This is a genomic window from Sphingomonas aurea (assembly GCF_030678875.1).
Classification (GTDB): Bacteria; Pseudomonadota; Alphaproteobacteria; order Sphingomonadales; family Sphingomonadaceae; genus Sphingomonas; species Sphingomonas aurea.
In genome coordinates this window covers 1-18,909 of sequence record NZ_JAUUDS010000005.1, presented here as the reverse complement: position 1 = coordinate 18,909, position 18,909 = coordinate 1, and the positions used below count along the sequence as shown (strand labels likewise).

Sequence of the window (18,909 nt, the reverse complement as noted above, 5' to 3'; positions counted from 1 at the left end):
GTTCTCGCCGTCAGCAGGAGGCGAGGCGGCATGACGACATTATCGACGGACGATCGACGACGCGCATTCGGGGTGTGGCTGCGCACCGGCAGACTACCGGCGATCCGCGGTGAAGACGGGCTCGAACTCAAGTTCAATCCCTGGCACGATCCGGAAAACGGGCGCTTCACCTTCGCCGGAACGGGGCGAATGGGCGTGGGCATGGCCGACACCGCGGGCTTGGTACCCCGGCCCTCTCGACCGGTACCACGGAATCCGACAGATCGTGCCGCCCGCAAACCTGCTCCGGGGACATGGGGCGGCGGCGGATTTACCGGCGGTGGCGGCGGTGATTTCGGCGGCGCGGGAGCGACAGGAGCAGGGTGGGACGGGCCCATGCGGACCTATCCCCCGTCGCCTCCGGCAGTCAGTGCGCGTTCTCAATCCTCGGCAGCGAAGAGCGGTGCGTCCGCACGGCCTGCGCCCGCGCCGGGTGAGCCGTTTCGTACCATCGTCCGCAATGGCTACACCTATCAGATCGATGGGCGAGCGCGGACCCGCGACGTCTCCGGTACGCTGACGGTCGCGACCGTACCCATACGGTCTCGCGCTGCCCAGCGACAGGCGGGCGGGGCGGAGCGTCGGGCAGGTGACGATGGCGGCCACTATATCGCCGCGCGCTTCAACGGCCCGACCGAAGCGTTCAATCACTTCGCCCCGGACGCTCATTTCAATCGGGGCAAGTATCGGCTCGTCAAAGACGAATGGGCGCGCGACAAGCGCGCCAAATGCGCAGTCACGGTCAGGATCGGTCCAAGGTTCAATGGCGAACTCAGGAGGCCATCGGCGCTCGACGTGCGATGGACGGTCAACGGCGTTAATAAGAGTATCAAATTCCCAACGAACGGTCGGAGAAGAGTCGTGGCAAATAGTGAAACGGAGGATCTGCTGAACGAGATCGGTCAGCGGCTGACCATGGATATCGAGTATCCGACCGAACCGACCCTGCTCTATGCTGAGCTTGGCGATAACTGGATCGGCGAGTCAATCTTCAAGGAGCTTGGCAACCAGGTCTTGTATCGTGATCCCGACGATCAACGACTGCCATACGCCCTTCTCGAGTTGTGGGAGGCACAGGAGGGAGATAATCGTTGGATGGAGATCGAATATCTGCTTCGTGACGGAAAGTTCAACGCTCGCTTTATATACAGTGACGAGATCGACCCGGAGGAAGACATCGTTGAGCGTCGAGCACGATCGGTGCGAAAATATTTCGGAGAGAAGCCGATTGTCTATGAGCCATGGTCCGATGACAATGCGGAAGACTTTCGCTTATAGATCGTCGCCCGATCGACATGGCGTGTCGTTCGCTCTGCGATGATCCGATCGCGCGGCCTCGCTGCAGGGCCGCATCCTCCATACCGCCTCTGGTGCCTGCACGAGAGGCGGGTTCCACATGCGCACGGGCGTGTGGATCGTCAGATCAGGACGATATCGACGGCAGGACCGGTGGGACCCCCGCAGCGCGGTCGTGCGGGGCTAGAGTGTGATCCGCCCGGGTTGAACCGGCCACTTTGCCGGGGAGGTGCTTCGGTTTCGGTGGACCACGCCCTACACCAGCCCCTTCAGCGCCACGCCCGGATCGGCGAGCGCCGCCATATCGACCACCGCCCGCGCCGCTACCAGCGCGCGGGCCTGCGCATAGTCGCGGACCATGTTGACGCAGTCGAGCGCGATCACCGCACCGTCCTTCAGGTACACGACCGAGAAGGCGCGCGTCGCCGGGTCGCCGCGCACCACCACCGCGTCGTGCCCGCGTGACAGGCCGACCGTCTGCAGCTTCAGGTCGTACTGGTTCGACCAGAACCACGGCACCGCCACGTAATCCTCCGGCCGCCCGGCGATCGCCTTCGCCGCGACCGCCGCCTGGTCGTTGGCGTTCTGCACCGATTCGAGCCGCACCCAGTCGCCGCGGGCATGCACGTTGCGATGCTCGGCACAGTCGCCGATCGCGAAGATGTCGGTCAGGCTGGTGCGGCACTGGGAATCGACGCGTACGCCGTTGCCGCCCTCCGCCCCGACATCGAGCAGCGGCTGAACCGCGGGGACGATGCCGATGCCGACGATCACCATCTCGGCCGGCAGCACGCTGCCGTCGGCCAACCGCACGCCGGTCGCGCGACCGTCCGCCTCCTCAATACATTCGACCGTTGCGCCGAAGCGCAAGTCGACGCCGTGGGCGCGGTGTTCGTCGGCGTAGAAGCGCGACAGCGCCTCGCCCGCGACCCGCGCCAGCAGCCGGTCGAGCGCCTCCAGCAGCACCACCTGCTTGCCGAGCTTGGTCAGTACCGCCGCCGCCTCCAGCCCGATATAGCCGCCGCCGATCACGACGACGCGGGTGGTGGCAGGCAGTTCGGCGATCAGCCGGTCGACATCGGCGCGGGTCCGCACGCTGTGGACGCCCGCCAGATCGTGCCCCGCGCAGGACAGCCGCCGGGGCGCGCCGCCGGTCGCCCAGATCAGCCGGCCGTAACCGGTCGTCGCGCCATCCGCGGTCGTGACGCTGTGCGCGACCGGATCGACCGCCACCACCCGCCGGCCGAGCAGCAGCGCGACGTCGCGCTCCGCCCACGCCTCGGCGGTGCGGAACGGCAGCCGCTCCCACGGCCGCTCGCCGGCCAGATATTCCTTCGACAGCGGCGGGCGTTCGTAAGGCAGTTCCGGCTCGTCGCCCAGGATGGCGATCGATCCGGCGAACTTCTGCTGGCGCAGCGCCACCGCCGCCTGCGCGCCGCCATGGCCGCCGCCGACGATCAGCACATCGTAGTCCATCGTCATGCCCCCAGCCGCGCCGCGTGCCAGCGCAGGTGATCGGCCATGAAGGTCGCGATGAAGTAATAACTGTGGTCGTAGCCCGGCCGCAGCGTCAGCGTCAGGTCGATGCCCGCCGCACCGCAGGCGTCCCCGAGCAACTCCGGGCGCAGCTGCTCGGTTAAGAACGGATCGGCGTCGCCGACATCGACCAGCAGCGCGTCGACCCGCGCGCCGTCCTCGATCAGCGCGACCGCATCGTGCGCGCGCCACGCTGCTCGATCCGCGCCCAGATAGCCGCCCAACGCCTTCTCTCCCCACGGCACCTGCGACGGCGCGGCGATCGGCGCGAAGGCCGAAGCCGCACGGTACGTCTCGGGATGGCGCAGCCCGATCGTCAGCGCGCCGTGCCCGCCCATCGAGTGGCCCATGATCGACTGGCGCGCCATGTCGGCGGGAAACTCGGTCGCGACCAGCGCCGGCAGGTCCTGCGTCACATAGGACCACATCCGGTAATGGTCGGCGAACGGCGCCTCGGTCGCGTCGACATAGAAGCCGGCGCCCAGGCCGAAGTCATACGCGCCTGCCGGATCGTCGGCCACGCTGTCGCCACGCGGCGAGGTGTCGGGCGCGACGAGGATCAGCCCCAGCTCCGCGCAGGCGCGGCGATACTCGCCCTTGTCGGTGACGTTGGCATGGGTGCAGGTCAGGCCGGACAGGTACCATACCACCGGCAGTCGCGCGCCTTCTGGATGGGGCGGGACATAGACGGAGAAGGTCATGTCGGTGCCCGTCGCGCGCGACGCGTGCCGGTACACGCCCTGCACGCCACCAAAGGCGCGGTTGGTCGATAGCGTTTCCATGCCCCGTCTTTCGCCGCGCCTGCCGCGCTTGGCAATCGCTTGTATCGCCATTATATACCGGTCGTTATGGAAGCTATGGTCAGCGTCGCGCCCAAGGGCCGGCCCCGGGAATTCTGCACCGATCGCGCACTGGCGGCGGCGCTGCGCGTGTTCTGGACGAAGGGCTATGAGGGCGCCTCGATGGCCGACCTGACCGAGGCGATGGGCATCACCAAGCCCAGCCTCTACGCCGCGTTCGGCAACAAGGAAGCCTTGTTCCACAAGGCATTGGACCTCTACGAGGCGGAGAAGCTCGCCTATGTCGGCGTCGCTCTGGAACAGCCGACCGCGCGCAGCGTGGCGGAATGCTTCATGCGCGGCGCGGTGGCGACGCAGACCAGCAGCTGCGATCCCAAGGGCTGCCTGGGCGTGATCCACTCGATGGCGTGCGGGGCGGAGGCCGAGTCGATCAAGGCCGACGTGATCGCCCGCCGCGCCTCGTCCCAGGCGGCGCTGGTCGCGCGGTTCGAGCGTGCCAAGGCAGAGGGCGACCTGCCGCCGCACGTCGATGTCGGCGGGCTGACCAGCTATCTCTACGCGATCCTGCAGGGGATGGCGGTGCAGGCCGGCTCGGGCGCGTCGCGCGAGGAGCTGGAGCGGTTGGTCGATACCACGCTGGCGATCTGGCCGAGCGCCTAGCAAGAAAAATACCGGTCGGTACAGAAAGTCGTTGACGAGCATTTCCAACGTTAATATACCACATGGTACAGAACGGGTGGCGGCGAAGGCGCCGACCCGGACCGGATCAGGGAGTTCGCCATGGCCTATGTCTCGTTCGCCGACGCCGGCACCGCTGCCACCGGAGAGGTGACGACCCGCCCCGTCGCTACCCAAGCGTCCTCCGCCGCGAAACCGCATCTGTCGGCGCTGGAATGGTCGGTGGTCGCGATCGCCCGGACCGATCGGCTGGCATCGCTGCGCACGCCGGGCCGCATCGCGATTGCGATGGGGGCGCTGTTCGGCGGTCGCCGCGACCCGCGCCTGGCCGATCCACGGCTGGAGGCGCTGCGTCGCATCGCGGTGCTCAGCTGGCATTATGGCTATACCGTGCCCTCGCATGCGGTGCGCGACTTCCTGTCGGCGGGCTTCTCAGCCAGCCAGTACGAGCTGCTGGTCGACAGCATCGACGTCGCCCGCGCGGCCGCCGCCCACCGGTAGATTTGCGTCAAGGCGCGCCGCATCGGGTGCGTCTATGGTGCCGGGATGGACGGACGGATCACCGCTCCCGCACCGGGGCAGACGGCGCTGCTGATCGTCGACATGATAAACGACCTCGACTTCGACGATGCCGAGGCGATCCGGCAGCCGGCGCTCGCCGCGGCAGAGGCGATCCTGGCCCTGCGTGATGCCGCGGATGCGGCCGACGTGCCGGTCATCTACGTCAACGACAATGGCGATCGCTGGCATTCCGACCGATCGGCGCTGGTCGCGCGGGTGCAGGACCATGGCGGTCCCGGTGCCGATATCGCGCGCCGGCTGACCCCGCGCGACGCCGACTATTTCGTCATCAAGCCGCAATTCTCGGGCTTCTATGCCACCAACCTGCCGGTGCTGCTGCCCCGGCTGGAGGCGAGCCGGCTGATCCTGACCGGCATCGCCGCCGACATCTGCGTCCTGTTCACCGCCGCCGACGCGCATATGCGCGAATATGGCCTGTGGGTGCCGGCCGACACGGTCGCCAGCTTCGACCAGCAGCGAACGCGCTGGGCGCTCGACATCATGGCCGGCACGATGGGTGCCGATGTCCGCGCGACCACCGACCTGTCGCTGGAAGACTGGTTGCAAGCCATCTGAACCGTTAGACAATCGTCGAACGATGGATCGCAACGGCAGAACCCGTTAACCGCCCGCTCCATAGTCCATCGGGTCATGAACACTGACCATGCGCTGGATCGTCTGCACGATCACCAGCAGGGCATATTGGATCACTTGGCCGCGGCGCTCGACCTGATGCGCCGGCGGCCCGACGATGTCCGCGCGGCGCTGGCGAAGTCGCGGCTGGAACTGTTCCGGTTGCTGCGCGCCTATCAGCTGTTCAAGCACCACGAGATATTCGACCCCGTCCTCCGCCGCGGCACCGCGACCCAGATTGCCGCCGCCACCCGGATGAAGGCGAATTGCATCGCCGCCGGCGACGCCTATCGCACCTATATGAACCTGTGGGCGTCGCAGGACGTGGTCGAGGCGTGGAGCAGCTTTCGTCCCGCGACGCTGGCCATGGCGCAGCGGACCCGCGCCCACATCCTGGTCGAGCGCGCCGGCGTGCCGCAGCTGTTTGCCGGCACCGGCAACATCCGCCGTACCGCCGCGGCGGTGTGGGGGCAGGCGCCCGCATGATGCTCCTGCTGGTTTCAGGGCACACGCACCGCCATGGATCGAAGCGACGATGAGGAGCGGGCAGCCGACCATCAACGACGTGGCACGGCTGGCGGGCGTGTCGAAGAAGACGGTCAGCCGCGTCATCAACCGCTCGCCGCTGCTCGGTCCCGACACGCGGGCGCAGGTCGAGGCGGTGATCGGCCAGCTCGGCTATGTTCCCAACCCGCAGGCGCGTGCGTTGGCGTTGCGGCGCAACTTTTTGGTTGGGCTGGTTCACGACAATGCCAACGCGCAGACGGTGATGAGCGTCCAGCGCGGCATGCTGGAGGGGCTGCGCGGCACCGAGTTCGAGATGGTGGTGCGCCCGCTCGACCGCGACGCCGCGACGATGTCCGCCGACCTGCGCCACTTCCTGGAACGCCAGCGCCTCCATGGCGTGCTGCTGCTGCCGCCGATCAGCGAGGACGACGCCGTCGCCGCGCTCTGCGCAGAGCTTGGCTGCCGCTATGTCCGCATGGGCTCGGCCCCGCTCGACGATGCCGCGCGCAGCGTCGCCTCCGACGATCGGGCGGCAGTCCGCAGCGCCGTCGCGTTCCTGATCGAACAGGGGCATCGCCGCATCGGCCTGATCGCCGGCCCGCCGGGCTTTCGCTCAGGCACCGAGCGGCGGCTGGGGTTCGAGGACGCGCTCGCCGACGCTGGCCTGGCGGTAGCGGAGGAGCTGGTGGCGCCGGGCCGCTACACCTTCGCCTCGGGACTAGAAGCGGCGGAGCGGCTGCTCGATCGGGTGCCGCGCCCGACCGCGATCTTCGCGTGCAACGACGAGATGGCGGCCGGCGTCATCCACGCCGCCCATGACCGCGGGCTGGCCGTGCCGCGCGACCTGTCGGTCGTCGGCTTTGACGACACGCCGACCGCCGCGCAGGCCTGGCCGCCGCTCACCACGGTGCGCTGGCCGGTGGTGGACATGGCCCGTGCCGCCGCGCGCAAGTTGATCGCGACGCCGGATGCACCCGACGAGCCGGCGCTGTTCCCCTCCGCCCTGGTCCAGCGCCGATCCGTGTCCATCCCGGCCGCCTGATGGGTTGCGACGCGATCTGACCCCGGTTACCGATCCGGTCGCAAGGGAGCCCGCATGTTCGACCGGACCTACTACGCCACCCATCCCGACATGATGGCGGGCGCCGCCAACCAGGACCTGCGCGACCGGTACCTGATCGATCGGCTGTTCCGTGTCGGTGAGTGCGTACTGACCTATACCCATGCCGAACGCTTCGTGATCGGTGGCGTCGTCGTCGCCGAGGCGCCCGTCCGCCTGCCCGACCAGAGCGAACCCGCGTCCGCGGCCGGCCACCCCTTCCTCGAACGGCGCGAACTGGCGATCGTCAATGTCGGCGAGGCGGACGGCAGCGTTACCGTCGACGGGCAGACGTTCGCGCTCGGCCGGATGGATTGCCTCTACGTCACGATGGGCGCGCGCGACGTGATCTTCGCGGGCGAGGGCGCCCGCTTCTATCTCGCGTCCTGCCCGGCGCATCGGGCCTTCGCCACCCGCAAGCTCGGCATCGCCGACGCCAATGCGCTGGAGCGCGGCTCGCTGGGGGAATCGAACGCGCGCACCATCTATCAGCTGGTCATCCCCGGCGTCTGCGACTCGGCACAGCTGGTGATGGGCCTGACCGTGCTGAAACCCGGCAGCGTCTGGAACACCATGCCGCCGCACGTCCATGAGCGGCGCAGCGAAATCTATTTCTATTTCGGCCTGGGTGGCGAGAACGACCGCGTCTTCCACTACATGGGTGAGGGCGAGGGACTGCGCCACATCGTCGTCGCCGACGAGCAGGCGGTCATCAGCCCGCCCTGGTCCGTGCACATGGGCTCGGGCACGAAAGCCTATGCCTTCATCTGGGCGATGGCGGGCGAGAACCAGGATTATACCGACATGAACGTCCTCGATATCTGTCAGCTGGCATGAGCAATCCGTTCGATCTGACCGGAAAGGTCGCGATCGTCACCGGCGCCAATACCGGTATCGGCCAGGCGATCGCGCTGGCGCTCGCCGCCGCCGGTGCCGACGTTGCGTGCGTCGGCCGCACCCCGGCGGAGGACACCGCCGCGCAGATCCGCGCGCTCGGCCGCCGCGCCGCGATCGTCGCGGCCGACCTGTCGACGATCGAGCCGGTCGGCCGCGTCGTCGACGAGACGCTCGCCGCGCTCGGCGGCCTCGACATCCTGGTCAACAATGCCGGCATCATCCGCCGCGCCGACGCGGTCGACTTTACCGAGGCGGACTGGGACGCGGTGGTCGACACCAACCTGAAATCGGTCTTCTTCCTCTGCCAGGCGGCCGGGCGGCACATGATCGCGCAAGGGGCGGGGCGGATCATCAACATCGCCTCGATGCTGACGTTCCAGGGCGGTATCCGCGTGCCGAGCTACACCGCCTCCAAATCGGGCATCGGCGGGCTGACCAAGCTGCTCGCCAACGAGTGGGCGGGCAAGGGCGTGACCGTCAACGCCATCGCGCCCGGCTACATCGCCACCAACAACACCGCCGCGCTGCAGGCCGACGAGACGCGCAATCGCGCGATCCTCGACCGGATACCCGCCGGCCGCTGGGGCGATCCCGCCGACCTGGGCGGGGCGGCGGTGTTCCTCGCCAGCCGCGCGGCGGATTATGTCCAGGGCCATATCCTCGCCGTCGATGGTGGCTGGTTGGCGCGGTGAACGTGGGTGGGCTTTAACCACTTCCGTCATCCCCGCGCAGGCGGGGATCCAGACGCGCTGACGCCGAGGCTCTGATTGCATCGTCAGCGTTTATGGATCCCCGCCTGCGCGGGGATGACGGATTAAAGCGCGTACTCGGGACGCTTTGGGGGAACGAACAAGATGCCCAAATTCCTGGCCTTCGGCGAAGTCATGCTCCGCCTCTCTCCCCCGGGGCGCGAGCTGCTGCTCCAGACCCCGCGGCTCGATGTGTGGGTCGCGGGGGCGGAGGCGAACGTCGTCACCCAGCTCGCCCGGCTCGGCCATGACACGGGCCTCGCCACCATGGTCCCCGACAACGATCTCGGCCGTGCGGCGATCACGACCCTGCGCGGCCACGGGGTCGACACGCGCACGGTCGCGCTCGGCGGCGAGCGGATGGGGCTTTATTTCGTCACCTCGGGCGCGGGCCTGCGCGCGACCGAGGTGATCTACGACCGCGCCTGGTCCGCCTTCGCGCAGGCGCCGGCTTCCGCCTGGGACTGGGACGCGCTGCTCGCCGGGGTCGACCGGCTGCACCTGTCGGGGATCACCCCCGCGCTCGGCCCCGTACCGGCCGAAAGCGCCATCGCCGCCGCCGAAGCCGCGACCGCGCGCGGCATTCCGGTGTCGTTCGACGGCAACTGGCGCGGCAAATTGTGGGAGCGTTGGGATTCCGATCCGCGCGCCATCCTGACCCGGCTGGTCGCGCATGCCGACCTGATGTTCGGCAACCACCGCGACATCGCGCTGCTGCTCGACCGGCGATTCTCGCACGACGCCGAGGATCGCCGGCGCGAGGCGGCCGAGGCGGCGTTCGCGGCGTTCCCGCGCCTCCGGACCATCGCCTCGACCGCCCGTCACGTCGAGCATGTCGACCTTCACCGCCTGTCCGCGCGCGTCGACACCCGTGAGGGGCATGCCCAGACCGAGGAAGTGGTGCTCGCCGGCATCGTCGACCGGATCGGCGGCGGCGACGCCTTTGCCGCCGGCGTCCTCCACGCGCTGCGTGACGGGGGCGACGCCGGTGCGGCGGCGGCGACCGGACTGGCGCTCGCCGTGCTCAAACACTCGCTGCCGGGCGATGCCGGGCTGTTCCGCCAGGCCGATGTCGACGCCTACTTGGCCGGCGGACTCGACGTCCGCCGCTGATCCCGCGCGTTTGATCGAGATGATACGGATTTCACCCCGTCGCGATGAAACCCGCGGGGCCGGCGGTCGTTGACCGGACACACCACGCGACGGTCGAACGCGCGTGGTGCCCAATCCCATCATCGGCGAGAGGAACCCGTCATGGGTCTGTTTTCCAAGGACATCGCGACGCTCCAGGACCTGTACGTCCACCAGCTCCAGGACGTCTATTATGCCGAGCAGCAGATCACCAAGGCGCTGCCCAAGATGATCGAGAAGGCCACCGACCCCGAGCTGCGGCAGGGCTTCGAAACCCATCTGCACGAGACGGAGGGTCAGATCCGCCGCTTAGAGCGCGTCTTCGAACTCGAGGGGCTCAAGCCCAAGGGCGTCACCTGCCCGGCGATCGACGGCATCATCAAGGAGGCCAACGAGGTCGCAGGCGAGGTCGCGGACAAGGCGGTGCTCGACGCCGCGCTAACCGCCTCCGCACAGGCGGTCGAGCATTACGAGATCGCCCGCTACGGCACGCTGATCGCCTGGGCGGAGCAGCTCGGCCGTACCGAGTGCGCGCAGATCCTGTCCGAGACGCTGGCCGAGGAAAAGGCCACCGACGACAAGCTGACCAAGCTGGCCAACGCCAAGGTCAACAGCCGCGCGGAACTGGCGCAAGCGTAAGGCGCGTCCCACCGCCGTCATTCCCGCGGCAGCGGGAATCCAGATACGCTGACGTTCGCGAAAGAGCCGCTCCGGCAGCGTTTATGGATCCCCGCCTCCGCGGGGATGACAGGGGAGGGAAGGGAAGCAGGTCACAACAGCCGCAGCGTCGCGGCATCGCGCGCACCACCGAAGAACCGTGTCAGCGCTGCCTCGAACACTTCCGCATCGTCCGCCACCGCAGCGAACAGCGTCATCGACGACCGCAGCTTCATCGCATCGATCGCTCCCATGATCGCCTCCGCACTCCCCGGCGCCGCCGTTACCGCCTGCGTCGCCTCGACCAGGCGCGGCCCCAGCACCGGATGCGTCAGATAGGCCCGCGCCTCCGCCGCCGACCCGATCGCGTAGACGCGCGCCGTTTCGCTCCGCCCGAGCCCGGCGATCTGCGGAAAGATCCACCACATCCAGTGACTTCGCTTGGCCCCGCGCCGCAGCTCGGCCAGCGCCTGCTCGTAACTGTCGGCCTGTGCCGTCACGAACCGCTCGAGATCATGCTCCATGACCGACGCAACCTCCTGACGCGTCGGGACGTTCCCGGTGGACGGAGGAGACGGTAGGATGAGATGCGTGGCGATGGCAGGTCTGGCAATCCTCGCACTGGCAGCCTGCAACCGCGATCCCGACCGTTCCGCCCAGACCAACGAGGTCGCCGCCAGCGGCTTCGTGCCGCCCGTTACCCAGGCGCCCGAACCGGTCGCGGGCCAGCGCAACGGCACGCCGCTGACCGCCTATGTCGGCCATTACCCGCGCGACGCGGTCGACGGGGTATCCTTCTACGACCGGACCGAGGTCGCGAACGCGATGCTCGACGCGCTGCCCGACGAGAAGATCCGGCGCGAGATCGTCGGCCGCGACGTCACCAGCGTGCCGATCTTTCGCCAGGGCAGCATGATCGCGTCGCATGGCTGCGCGCCGCACAACTGCGCCGCCCGCAACTGGACCGTGCTGATCGCCGAGGACGGCAATGTCGAGAAGGCGCAGGTCTGCGTCCATGACACCGCGACGATGAACGCCGCCAGCCGCTGGTCGACCCGCCGCGAGACGGTCACCCGCCCCGGCGACTGCCCGCAAGCGTAAGAGGTTCTCGATGCTCGAACATATCCCCCAATGGCTCGGTCAGGCGCTGCGCGGCGTGCGTGCGGGCACCGACAAGCTGGCGATCGCCGATCCCGCGCTGGGCGGCGCGCCGGGGCAGGGGTTTGCGCGACTCGACCTGACCAGCACGGCCTTTGCCGATGGCGGGCGCCTGCCGCCGCGGTTCACCGCCGATGGCGAGGGGGTGTCGCCGCCGCTCCTGTGGCGCGATCCGCCCGCCGGCACGGCATGGCTGGCGCTGCTGGTCGAGGATGCCGATTCGCCGACGCCGCAGCCGCTGGTCCATGCGGTGGTGCGCGGCCTGCCGGCAACGGCGGGGCAATTGGCCGAGGGCGCGATCCGCGCCGACGGAGAGGGCAGCGATGGCGGCGACGTCGGTCGCAACTCGTACCGGCGCGAAGGCTGGCTGCCGCCCGATCCGCCCACCGGGCACGGCGAGCATCGCTATGCCTTCCAGCTGTTCGCGGTGGATGCGGGCGCCGCCGATCCGGGCGTCGACCCCGGGCGGTCGGCACTGGTCGCGGCGATGGCGGGTCATGTACTGGCCGCGGGGCTGCTCGTCGGCACCTATTCGCGGTCGGAAGACGCCCCGGTGGGGCCGGTCGGGGCGGCGGTGGCGGGCTGATCGCCTTACGCGATATGGTCTGCCGCCCGCCCCGTACCTGATGTCAGATCGTCAGTGCCGGCGCATTCCCCGCGATCATGGCGGCGGTCGACACGAAGGCGATCAGGCCCAGCAGGATGCTCTGTTTCATATTGGTCGTTCCCGTGTTCGGCGCCGCGATCAGACGATCGGCAGGACAGGCGCCGCGGTGCAGATCGCGATGCTGGCGAGCAGCAGCGCGGCGACCGAGCTGAGGACGATGCGCTGGGCGGTTTCGAAGGTGGCGGTCATGTTGGTCTTCCCTGTTGGTCGGGGCCGAACCATCCGGCTCCGATGCCAACAGCATTGCAGCCTCCGTGCCAAACTCGTAAGGCATTGAAATACCTAGAGCTGATTTGTTGCCTGAGGCAGAGTTGGCGAATTTTCCCGAATTTCTGGGTGCTACGCGCCACATTTCGGCGGAGCCGATCCGTTACTGAACGCGTCGGGTAGGAAAAGACGGATTCGGTTCGCGCGAAGGCGCGAAGGCGCGAAGATGTCCCGTGCGCGTCCGCGCGCGCCTGTCATCATCGGACCTGAGATGGAGCGCCGCTGGCGCGGCGATTGCAACATCTTTGCGTCTTCGCGCGAAGATTATCCTGCCCGTGGGCGGAGCCGGCTCACCCCGCGCAGACCCGGTCGCGCCCCTGCGCCTTGGCGGTGTAGAGCAGGCGGTCGGCGCGATCCATCGCCTCCTCGGCGGTTTCGCCGGTGCGCAGCGCCACCACCCCGGCGGAGAAGGTGATCTCACCGATCGGCGCGTCGGTATCGCGGTTGCGCAGGCGACGGGCGCTGGTCGTGGCGCGCGCGCCGTCGAGCATCTCCGCCGCCTTGGCCAGCGTCACACCGTTCAGCAGCACCGCGAACTCCTCGCCGCCGTAACGGCAGACCAGATGTCCCTCGAACGCCTCGGCCAGCGTCTTGCCGATCATGCCCAGCACCCGGTCGCCGACGCCGTGTCCGTGCTGGTCGTTGATCCGCTTGAACCGGTCGATGTCGCACAGCGCCAGGCAGTGCGGGCCGGCGCCCGGCCGTGCGCTGAAACCTTCCGCCAGGGCCAGCCTGTTGGGCAGCCCGGTCAGCGGATCGCGCCGCGCCGCGTCGCGCGCCTCGGCCAGCTTGGCGCGCAGCGCGTCGGTCTCGTCGGTGGCGCGCGCCAGCCGCTGCTCCGAATCATGCACCCGCGCCAGCATCTCCGTGGCGAGCCGCGACAGGTTGCCGCCGCCCGCCGGTCCGCTGTCGACGATCTGCGCGGCGCTGACCGCCAGGTCGCGGCCGAAGCCGTGCGTCTCGTCCTTCATCTCGCGGACGATGTCGGCGAAGCCGTCGACCTGTGCCTGGGTTTGTGCGACCAGCTCCTCGGCCTGGCGCTGAAAGGCGGGCGGCGGCTCCACCGCGCGCGCCGGCGCGCTGGCGGCGGCGGCACCGATCTGGCAGCCCAGCCGCTCCAGGTCGTCGCGGCGCAGGCGGAACCCGCCGCCGGTGATCTCCGCCACCTCGCGCGCCAGCGTGCCGTTCGGCTCGCTGAGCACGGCATAGGCGAAGGCGTAATGCGGCGGCTCCGGGCTCAGGCCCTGCTCGGCCAGAAATGCCCCGATCCGATGGAACAACCCATCCGAACTGCTCGCCCGCACGGCGCTTGCCATAACGTCCTCCACTTTCCCCGCGGGTGCATTAGGAAGAAAGGGTTAGCAAGCCGTGTGCAGCCGCGATAGCAAAGCGTATCGCCGCGAAGGTCAGCGCCCCAGCGACGCCAGCTGATTGTTGACGATCAGCACCGCGCCTTCGTTGGCGAACCAGTTGTCGAAGGTCATGCGATTGACATCGGCCTGCAATTGCAGCGTCGACATAGCATTGGCATCGGTCATCACCCGCCGCGAGGCCATGCCGGGCCGGATGAAGCCGCCCCGTTCGCGGGCAAGTTCATGATCAGCCAGCGCCGGTGCGGCAAAGGCGAGGGCACGATCGGTCGTCGCAGGGGCGACGGACAGCATTGCGGCGATCAGCAGCGTGGACATCGACCATCTCCGTCATGTCACCCGCTTGATGGGTAGGACGGATAAGGGCAGGGGTTGGTTCCTTGCGGCGCCCAGATCCTCCCCTTGCAGGGAGGATCGATCCGTTACGGCGCAATCAGGATCAGCGGGATGCGCAGCACCGAGCGCACGTCGGCGGCGTCGTCGGTCGCGCCGACCTCGACCGACCAGTTGATGCTCGCCCGGTCGGTGGCGCGATAGGTAACGCCGAACAGGAAGCGCCCCAGCTGCAGGTCGCGCGACGTACTGTCGGCGACACTTGGCCCGCTCGCCGGCGGGTTGATGAGCGCGGTGCGCGTCCGCGTGCCGAATGCCCAGGTCTGCGCATAGCCCAGGTTCATCGACGTCCGCTCGTTCAGCGAGATGCCGATGCCCGCGCTGAACGACACCGCGTCGCCCGGCTTGACGTAGGTGATTCGCACCGGCGTGATGACCGTATCGACGCTGCGTCCGAAATTGTGCGTGTAGCCGATCGTGCCGAACAGCACCGCCGGATCGCTCGGCAGGATCGCGGTGACGCTGGGCGACACGCCCCAGAAACCCGCGCCGGTCGCGGCCTTGGTCGCCTCGCCGGTCGACAGGCGCGGCACGTCGAACGGGTTGCTGCCGGTCGGTGCCACCACCTGGAGGTTGCCGACGAGATAGGGTAGCCCGGCGCGCCCGGTCAGCAGCTGGTATCGCGCCGACAGCTCGATATCGCCCAGACCGCGGCCCTGCGCGGAACTGTCGACCTCGCGCGCGGCGTCGTTCGCGGTGCTGCCCTGCACCGGCACCAGCACCGACGTGTCCCAGCGCTGCACGAAGGGCAGGCGCACGCCCAGTTCCAGCCGGTCGGTCAGGCCATAGCGCGCCGCGACCGAGGCGGTGATGATGTCCTGACGGCTCTCGTTGATGTTGAACGCGCCGACCAGCACCGATTCGACGATCTCGATGCCGCGGAACAGCGCCCGGTTGCGGTCGGCGCGGGCATAGTCGACCTGCACCTCGGCGGTCAGCTGGCCCTTGCGGGTCACGACGCTGCCCTCGCTGCCCAGCACCGCGACTTCGGGCGGGCGGTCGCTGTTGACCGGGCGGGTGCCGACGCTCTCGACGGGGCTGCCGATCGGCCCCGACGGCGCGGCGGCGACGACGCTGGCGGGGTCGCCCGGCGTCGCCGCCGCGCTCGCCTGCGCCACCGCCCGCGGTGGCTGCGTGCCCTCGGAAGGCGGACCGGCGACCTGGCCGGCGGCGCCGATCCGCGCCTCCAGCGCGCGCAACCGTGCCTCCTGCGCCTCCAGCTGGCGGCGTTGTGCCGCGATCTCGGCCTTGGCCTGGTCCAGCTCGGCCTGCACACTGGCGGCGGGCCGCGATGTCGGCGGCTGTGTCTGCGCCGTGGCCGGCGTACAGGCGAGTGCCAAGCTCAGTCCCAGCAGCGCCGTCGATCCACTACCCGCTGCCGTTCTGCCCATGCCTGCCCCCATCAACGCACCATCCCACGTGCCACGTCGCTGACCAGCGCGTCCACCTTCATCGCCGCCGCGCCCATCGCCAGCGCGGTCGCGTCGTGCAGGTCGATGCCGATCGTCGTCACCGTGTCGATCGTGCGATCGTTGCCCGCATTGCTGATCGCGGTCGCCACAGATTGCCCGACCAGATGCGTGATGTCGATCTGGTCACCGGCCAGCGAGACACGCGAACCGTTCGGCAACTGGGTCAGCGTGACGGTGCCGTCGGCGGTTGCCACCGCCGGGCCACCTGCGGTCAGCACCAGCGGCACGACGCCGGCCGGCACCGGCTGCGCCCCCCCGGTGGTGCCGCGCACGGTGCCGACGCTCGGCATCACGATCTGTGTGCCGGTGCGCCGGTCGAACAGCACCGACACGCCGCCGGCCATCGTCGGCGTCGCGGCATTCTCCGTCCCGCCACCGCTACGCGCGCCACCCATCGGCTCGGCGTCGCCAGTGCGGCCGAATACCGTCAGGTTGCTTCCCTGATCGACGGTCAGCACCGTGCGCAGCACCAGCGCCCCGTTGACCAGCGTGTCGCTCGTCACCGACAGCGCCAGCGATCCGCCGCCGGGCAGCAGGAACTTGCCGGTCATCGTCGCCAGCTCAGCGTCGCTCGCCACCGGCGCGACGATGGCCGGCGTCTCCGCGGCTGCGGCGGGCACGCCCCAGGCGAGCAGCGCGAGCGAGAGGAGGCGAGCCAACATGGTCAGAAATCCCGATAGAAGGGCGCGCTCAGCGTCAGCGCCTGCTGGCTCAGCGGATCGAGGAACGGGCTGCCGATCGGCGCCCGTGCCAGCGCCTGCCACTGGCGCACCGCGTTGAAATTCTGCGTGCCGACCTCGGTCGCCGAGTTCAGCACGAAATAGATGCCGTTCCACATCGCCTGGAACTTGGCCCGCGACACGGTCTGCAGTCCCAGCGACGGGTCGCCCAGCAACACATTGTCGCCGGCGATGCCCTTCACCACGACGAAGTGGCGATAGCCGCGGGTGGTGATGAGCGCGATGCCCGGCAGCTTGCGCTGCTCGATCGCCGCCAGCGTCACCTTGTACCCGTCGGCGCGCAACCGGTTCTCCGCCAGGTAGCGCTTCATGTCGAGCAGCGAAAAGCCGACGCGCCGGATCTGCGCCTGGTCCCCCTCGCGCCACATGCCGGTAAAGACCTCGGTCTCCGACCGCGGCAGCCCATAGTGATAGTGGAGCAAGGTCGCCAGCGCCGCCGAGCCGCAGCTGAAGTCGTACTGCTGGCGCACCACCGTATTGAACTTGCGCGCCAGCATCGATGCGACGGGCACGGCATATTCGCTGGTTCCGGTGCTTGCGGTCGCGATGCGCGGGTCGCCGCCGTTGATCTTCGCGGCACAACCGCCGACCAGGAGCGCCAGCGGCAGCAGGGTGGCCGTCACGATACGGATCGGGCGAACCACGGCCGATCCTCCTATTGCGGCGCCATGTTGATGATGACGTTCATCGACGCGTTGATCGCGACGTTGTTGCCGCTGTTGGCGTTGATGACGGCCAGACCCGACATGTTCTGGAATGCCTGCCCGTCCAGCGTGACCGTGCCGGTCACCGAATTGCCGTTGACGCTGTTGTTCTGGACGGTGTTGCGCTGGTCGGCAGAGGCGACCTGCGCGCCGCGATCCTCGCGGCCGGCGATCGCGCCCAGATCGGCCTCGGCCAGCACGGCGTCGCCCGCGAAGGCGGATGAAGCGGCCGGCGCGTCCTGCGCGGCGGCGGGAAGGGCGGCGGCGGCCAGTGCCGCTCCGATGCACCCGAGCGTGACCTGTGTCGCACGCATATCGATGTCCCCTATACCCTGGAAACGAAAGAAGAAGGGGGCGGGCCGTCCCTGAAGCGGCCCGCCCCCCGTCACGATCAGCGCGTGATGTCGCCGGTCGTCACCGCGACACTGACGTTCGCGTTCTGCGAGGCGCCGGCACCGGTGTTCAGGTTGAGCGCGTTCATGCCCGCGAAGTTGCCGAAGGCATCGGCGCCGGTCGTCAGGCTGTTGTCGGTCGTGCTCGACTCGCCGGCCGTGCCCGCGAACGTCACCTTGACGCCCGAGACATAGTTGGAGAGCGCAGCCGTCGCGACCATCGCGCCATCACCGAACGTGCTGGACGGCGACACCGTCGAGGCACCACCGGTGGTGGTCTCGTTGGCGTTGTACGTCAGCTGCGAATTGTCGGTGTTGTAGGTCTGGTTGTTGTTGTTCGTGGTGTTGCCGCTGTCGTTGGTCGACGAGTCGGTGTTGTAGGTCTGGTTGTTGTTCGCAACGCTCGTCGTGTTGTTGCTGTTGTTGGTCGACGCGTTCGTGCGATACGTCTGGTTGTTGTTGTTTGTCGTCGAATAGGAGTTGTTGCTGTCGGCGACGGAGGTGTTGCCACCGTTGTTGCTGTTGTTGGTCGAGCTGTTGGTGTTGCCGCCATTGTTGCTGTCGGCGACCGACGTGTTGCCGCCGTTGTAGCTGTCGTTGGTCGAGTTGTTGCTGTTATCAGTGCGGGTGGTGTTGCCGCTGTCCGCCACCGAGGTGTTGGTGGTGTTGGACGTGTTGGTCGTCGTGTTGGTGTTCGTCGACGAGTTGCTGGCATCCGTCCGCGTGGTGTTGCCGCTGTCGGCGACCGAGCGGGTGGTGTTGCCGCTATCCGCGACCGAGGTGTTGGTCGTCGTGTTGGTGTTGGTCGAGTTGTTGTTGGCGTCGGTCCGCGTCGTGTTGCCGCTGTCGGCGACCGAGCGGGTGGTGTTGCCGCTATCCGCGACCGAGGTGTTGGTGTTCGTCGAGTTGTTGCTGTTGTTCGTGCGCGTCGTGTTGCCGCTGTCGGCTACCGACGTGTTGGTCGAACGGTTGCTGTTGTCCATCGACGAGCTGTTGCCGCTGTCCGCCACCGAGGTGTTGGTGGTGTTGTTGCCGCTGTCGGCGACCGAGCGGTTGGTCGAGTTGTTGCTGTTGTCGGTCGTGGAGCGGTTGCTGTTGTCCATCGACGAGCTGTTGCCGCTGTCCGCCACCGAGGTGTTGGTGGTGTTGTTGCCGCTGTCGGC

At 68.5% G+C, this 18,909-nt stretch carries 22 protein-coding genes; 12 read left to right on the top strand and 10 right to left on the bottom strand.

All coding sequences use genetic code 11. The features are described 5' to 3' along the window. The first annotated feature begins 30 nt into the window (after positions 1-30). The gene (locus Q5H91_RS10670) at positions 31-1,317 is read left to right on the top strand and encodes a DNA/RNA non-specific endonuclease (RefSeq protein WP_305173391.1); all 1,287 of its coding nucleotides are present in this window, start codon (positions 31-33) and stop codon (positions 1,315-1,317) included. A gap of 273 nt (positions 1,318-1,590) precedes the next feature. Here Q5H91_RS10670 and Q5H91_RS10665 read toward each other — a convergent pair whose 3' ends face one another. Beyond that, entirely contained in the window at positions 1,591-2,817 is a 1,227-nt protein-coding gene (locus Q5H91_RS10665; RefSeq protein WP_305173390.1) for an NAD(P)/FAD-dependent oxidoreductase, read from the bottom strand. Next, on the bottom strand, positions 2,814-3,653 hold the full coding sequence (gene fghA / locus Q5H91_RS10660; RefSeq protein WP_305173389.1) for an S-formylglutathione hydrolase: 840 nt from the start codon (positions 3,651-3,653) through the stop codon (positions 2,814-2,816). The genes Q5H91_RS10665 and fghA overlap by 4 nt, the downstream gene beginning before the upstream one ends. A gap of 66 nt (positions 3,654-3,719) precedes the next feature. On the opposite strand from fghA, the gene Q5H91_RS10655 reads away from it, so the two are divergent. The 9 genes from Q5H91_RS10655 (at position 3,720) to Q5H91_RS10615 (ending at position 10,565) form a co-directional block, all read left to right on the top strand. Continuing rightward, the gene (locus Q5H91_RS10655; RefSeq protein ID WP_305173388.1) at positions 3,720-4,331 is read left to right on the top strand and encodes a TetR/AcrR family transcriptional regulator; all 612 of its coding nucleotides are present in this window, start codon (positions 3,720-3,722) and stop codon (positions 4,329-4,331) included. Between the two features lie 120 nt (positions 4,332-4,451). After that, positions 4,452-4,850 carry a hypothetical protein gene (locus tag Q5H91_RS10650; protein ID WP_305173387.1) on the top strand — a complete coding sequence of 133 codons (399 nt, stop codon included), beginning with the start codon at positions 4,452-4,454 and terminating at the stop codon, positions 4,848-4,850. Between the two features lie 45 nt (positions 4,851-4,895). After that, entirely contained in the window at positions 4,896-5,486 is a 591-nt protein-coding gene (locus Q5H91_RS10645) for a cysteine hydrolase family protein (RefSeq protein ID WP_305173385.1), read from the top strand. 75 nt (positions 5,487-5,561) lie between these two features. Continuing rightward, entirely contained in the window at positions 5,562-6,029 is a 468-nt protein-coding gene (locus Q5H91_RS10640; protein WP_305173384.1) for a hypothetical protein, read from the top strand. Between the two features lie 49 nt (positions 6,030-6,078). Further along, positions 6,079-7,092: a LacI family DNA-binding transcriptional regulator gene (locus Q5H91_RS10635; RefSeq protein WP_305173383.1), complete on the top strand. Its 1,014-nt coding sequence runs from the start codon at positions 6,079-6,081 to the stop codon at positions 7,090-7,092. A 54-nt stretch (positions 7,093-7,146) separates the two neighbouring features. Further along, positions 7,147-7,986: a 5-dehydro-4-deoxy-D-glucuronate isomerase gene (kduI, locus tag Q5H91_RS10630; RefSeq protein ID WP_305173382.1), complete on the top strand. Its 840-nt coding sequence runs from the start codon at positions 7,147-7,149 to the stop codon at positions 7,984-7,986. After that, complete coding sequence (kduD, locus tag Q5H91_RS10625) at positions 7,983-8,738, top strand: 2-dehydro-3-deoxy-D-gluconate 5-dehydrogenase KduD (protein ID WP_305173381.1); 756 nt, start codon at positions 7,983-7,985, stop codon at positions 8,736-8,738. Before kduI ends, kduD begins: the two co-directional genes overlap by 4 nt. Before the next feature lie 162 nt (positions 8,739-8,900). Continuing rightward, on the top strand, positions 8,901-9,908 hold the full coding sequence (locus Q5H91_RS10620) for a sugar kinase (protein ID WP_305173380.1): 1,008 nt from the start codon (positions 8,901-8,903) through the stop codon (positions 9,906-9,908). A 141-nt stretch (positions 9,909-10,049) separates the two neighbouring features. Beyond that, positions 10,050-10,565 carry a YciE/YciF ferroxidase family protein gene (locus Q5H91_RS10615; protein WP_305173379.1) on the top strand — a complete coding sequence of 172 codons (516 nt, stop codon included), beginning with the start codon at positions 10,050-10,052 and terminating at the stop codon, positions 10,563-10,565. Between the two features lie 131 nt (positions 10,566-10,696). On the opposite strand, the gene Q5H91_RS10610 is transcribed toward Q5H91_RS10615, so the two are convergent. Beyond that, on the bottom strand, positions 10,697-11,107 hold the full coding sequence (locus Q5H91_RS10610; RefSeq protein ID WP_305173378.1) for a DUF1810 domain-containing protein: 411 nt from the start codon (positions 11,105-11,107) through the stop codon (positions 10,697-10,699). 73 nt (positions 11,108-11,180) lie between these two features. Between Q5H91_RS10610 and Q5H91_RS10605 the strand changes: the two genes are divergently transcribed. Next, the gene (locus Q5H91_RS10605) at positions 11,181-11,684 is read left to right on the top strand and encodes a hypothetical protein (RefSeq protein ID WP_305173571.1); all 504 of its coding nucleotides are present in this window, start codon (positions 11,181-11,183) and stop codon (positions 11,682-11,684) included. A 10-nt stretch (positions 11,685-11,694) separates the two neighbouring features. Further along, complete coding sequence (locus tag Q5H91_RS10600) at positions 11,695-12,327, top strand: YbhB/YbcL family Raf kinase inhibitor-like protein (RefSeq protein WP_305173377.1); 633 nt, start codon at positions 11,695-11,697, stop codon at positions 12,325-12,327. A 638-nt stretch (positions 12,328-12,965) separates the two neighbouring features. Here Q5H91_RS10600 and Q5H91_RS10595 read toward each other — a convergent pair. The 7 genes from Q5H91_RS10595 to Q5H91_RS10565 all read right to left on the bottom strand — a co-directional run. Beyond that, a complete protein-coding gene (locus Q5H91_RS10595) occupies positions 12,966-13,991 on the bottom strand; it encodes a GGDEF domain-containing protein (protein WP_305173376.1) in 1,026 nt (341 codons plus the stop codon). A 90-nt stretch (positions 13,992-14,081) separates the two neighbouring features. Further along, entirely contained in the window at positions 14,082-14,363 is a 282-nt protein-coding gene (locus Q5H91_RS10590; RefSeq protein WP_305173375.1) for a hypothetical protein, read from the bottom strand. 104 nt (positions 14,364-14,467) lie between these two features. Further along, complete coding sequence (locus Q5H91_RS10585; RefSeq protein ID WP_305173374.1) at positions 14,468-15,829, bottom strand: transporter; 1,362 nt, start codon at positions 15,827-15,829, stop codon at positions 14,468-14,470. An 11-nt stretch (positions 15,830-15,840) separates the two neighbouring features. After that, positions 15,841-16,572, bottom strand: a complete 732-nt coding sequence (locus Q5H91_RS10580; protein ID WP_305173373.1) for a hypothetical protein — start codon at positions 16,570-16,572, stop codon at positions 15,841-15,843. 2 nt (positions 16,573-16,574) lie between these two features. Beyond that, a complete protein-coding gene (locus tag Q5H91_RS10575) occupies positions 16,575-17,294 on the bottom strand; it encodes a C39 family peptidase (RefSeq protein WP_305173372.1) in 720 nt (239 codons plus the stop codon). Between the two features lie 11 nt (positions 17,295-17,305). Next, on the bottom strand, positions 17,306-17,668 hold the full coding sequence (locus tag Q5H91_RS10570; RefSeq protein WP_305173371.1) for a hypothetical protein: 363 nt from the start codon (positions 17,666-17,668) through the stop codon (positions 17,306-17,308). 77 nt (positions 17,669-17,745) lie between these two features. Then, a partial coding sequence (locus Q5H91_RS10565; protein WP_305173370.1) for a hypothetical protein occupies positions 17,746-18,909 on the bottom strand: 1,164 nt, incomplete at its 5' end.

Bases quoted from the DNA above. Each gene is read 5' to 3' on its own strand.
- Q5H91_RS10615 (WP_305173379.1), top strand. From the start codon at position 10,050: ATGGGTCTGTTTTCCAAGGACATCGCGACGCTCCAGGACCTGTACGTC.
- kduD (WP_305173381.1), top strand. From the start codon at position 7,983: ATGAGCAATCCGTTCGATCTGACCGGAAAGGTCGCGATCGTCACCGGC.
- Q5H91_RS10650 (WP_305173387.1), top strand. From the start codon at position 4,452: ATGGCCTATGTCTCGTTCGCCGACGCCGGCACCGCTGCCACCGGAGAG.
- Q5H91_RS10645 (WP_305173385.1), top strand. From the start codon at position 4,896: ATGGACGGACGGATCACCGCTCCCGCACCGGGGCAGACGGCGCTGCTG.
- Q5H91_RS10670 (WP_305173391.1), top strand. From the start codon at position 31: ATGACGACATTATCGACGGACGATCGACGACGCGCATTCGGGGTGTGG.
- Q5H91_RS10655 (WP_305173388.1), top strand. From the start codon at position 3,720: ATGGAAGCTATGGTCAGCGTCGCGCCCAAGGGCCGGCCCCGGGAATTC.
- fghA (WP_305173389.1), bottom strand. From the start codon at position 3,653: ATGGAAACGCTATCGACCAACCGCGCCTTTGGTGGCGTGCAGGGCGTG.
- Q5H91_RS10600 (WP_305173377.1), top strand. From the start codon at position 11,695: ATGCTCGAACATATCCCCCAATGGCTCGGTCAGGCGCTGCGCGGCGTG.
- Q5H91_RS10665 (WP_305173390.1), bottom strand. From the start codon at position 2,817: ATGACGATGGACTACGATGTGCTGATCGTCGGCGGCGGCCATGGCGGC.
- Q5H91_RS10610 (WP_305173378.1), bottom strand. From the start codon at position 11,107: ATGGAGCATGATCTCGAGCGGTTCGTGACGGCACAGGCCGACAGTTAC.
- Q5H91_RS10620 (WP_305173380.1), top strand. From the start codon at position 8,901: ATGCCCAAATTCCTGGCCTTCGGCGAAGTCATGCTCCGCCTCTCTCCC.
- Q5H91_RS10570 (WP_305173371.1), bottom strand. From the start codon at position 17,668: ATGCGTGCGACACAGGTCACGCTCGGGTGCATCGGAGCGGCACTGGCC.
- kduI (WP_305173382.1), top strand. From the start codon at position 7,147: ATGTTCGACCGGACCTACTACGCCACCCATCCCGACATGATGGCGGGC.
- Q5H91_RS10595 (WP_305173376.1), bottom strand. From the start codon at position 13,991: ATGGCAAGCGCCGTGCGGGCGAGCAGTTCGGATGGGTTGTTCCATCGG.
- Q5H91_RS10590 (WP_305173375.1), bottom strand. From the start codon at position 14,363: ATGTCCACGCTGCTGATCGCCGCAATGCTGTCCGTCGCCCCTGCGACG.
- Q5H91_RS10640 (WP_305173384.1), top strand. From the start codon at position 5,562: ATGAACACTGACCATGCGCTGGATCGTCTGCACGATCACCAGCAGGGC.
- Q5H91_RS10605 (WP_305173571.1), top strand. From the start codon at position 11,181: ATGGCAGGTCTGGCAATCCTCGCACTGGCAGCCTGCAACCGCGATCCC.
- Q5H91_RS10635 (WP_305173383.1), top strand. From the start codon at position 6,079: ATGAGGAGCGGGCAGCCGACCATCAACGACGTGGCACGGCTGGCGGGC.
- Q5H91_RS10585 (WP_305173374.1), bottom strand. From the start codon at position 15,829: ATGGGCAGAACGGCAGCGGGTAGTGGATCGACGGCGCTGCTGGGACTG.
- Q5H91_RS10580 (WP_305173373.1), bottom strand. From the start codon at position 16,572: ATGTTGGCTCGCCTCCTCTCGCTCGCGCTGCTCGCCTGGGGCGTGCCC.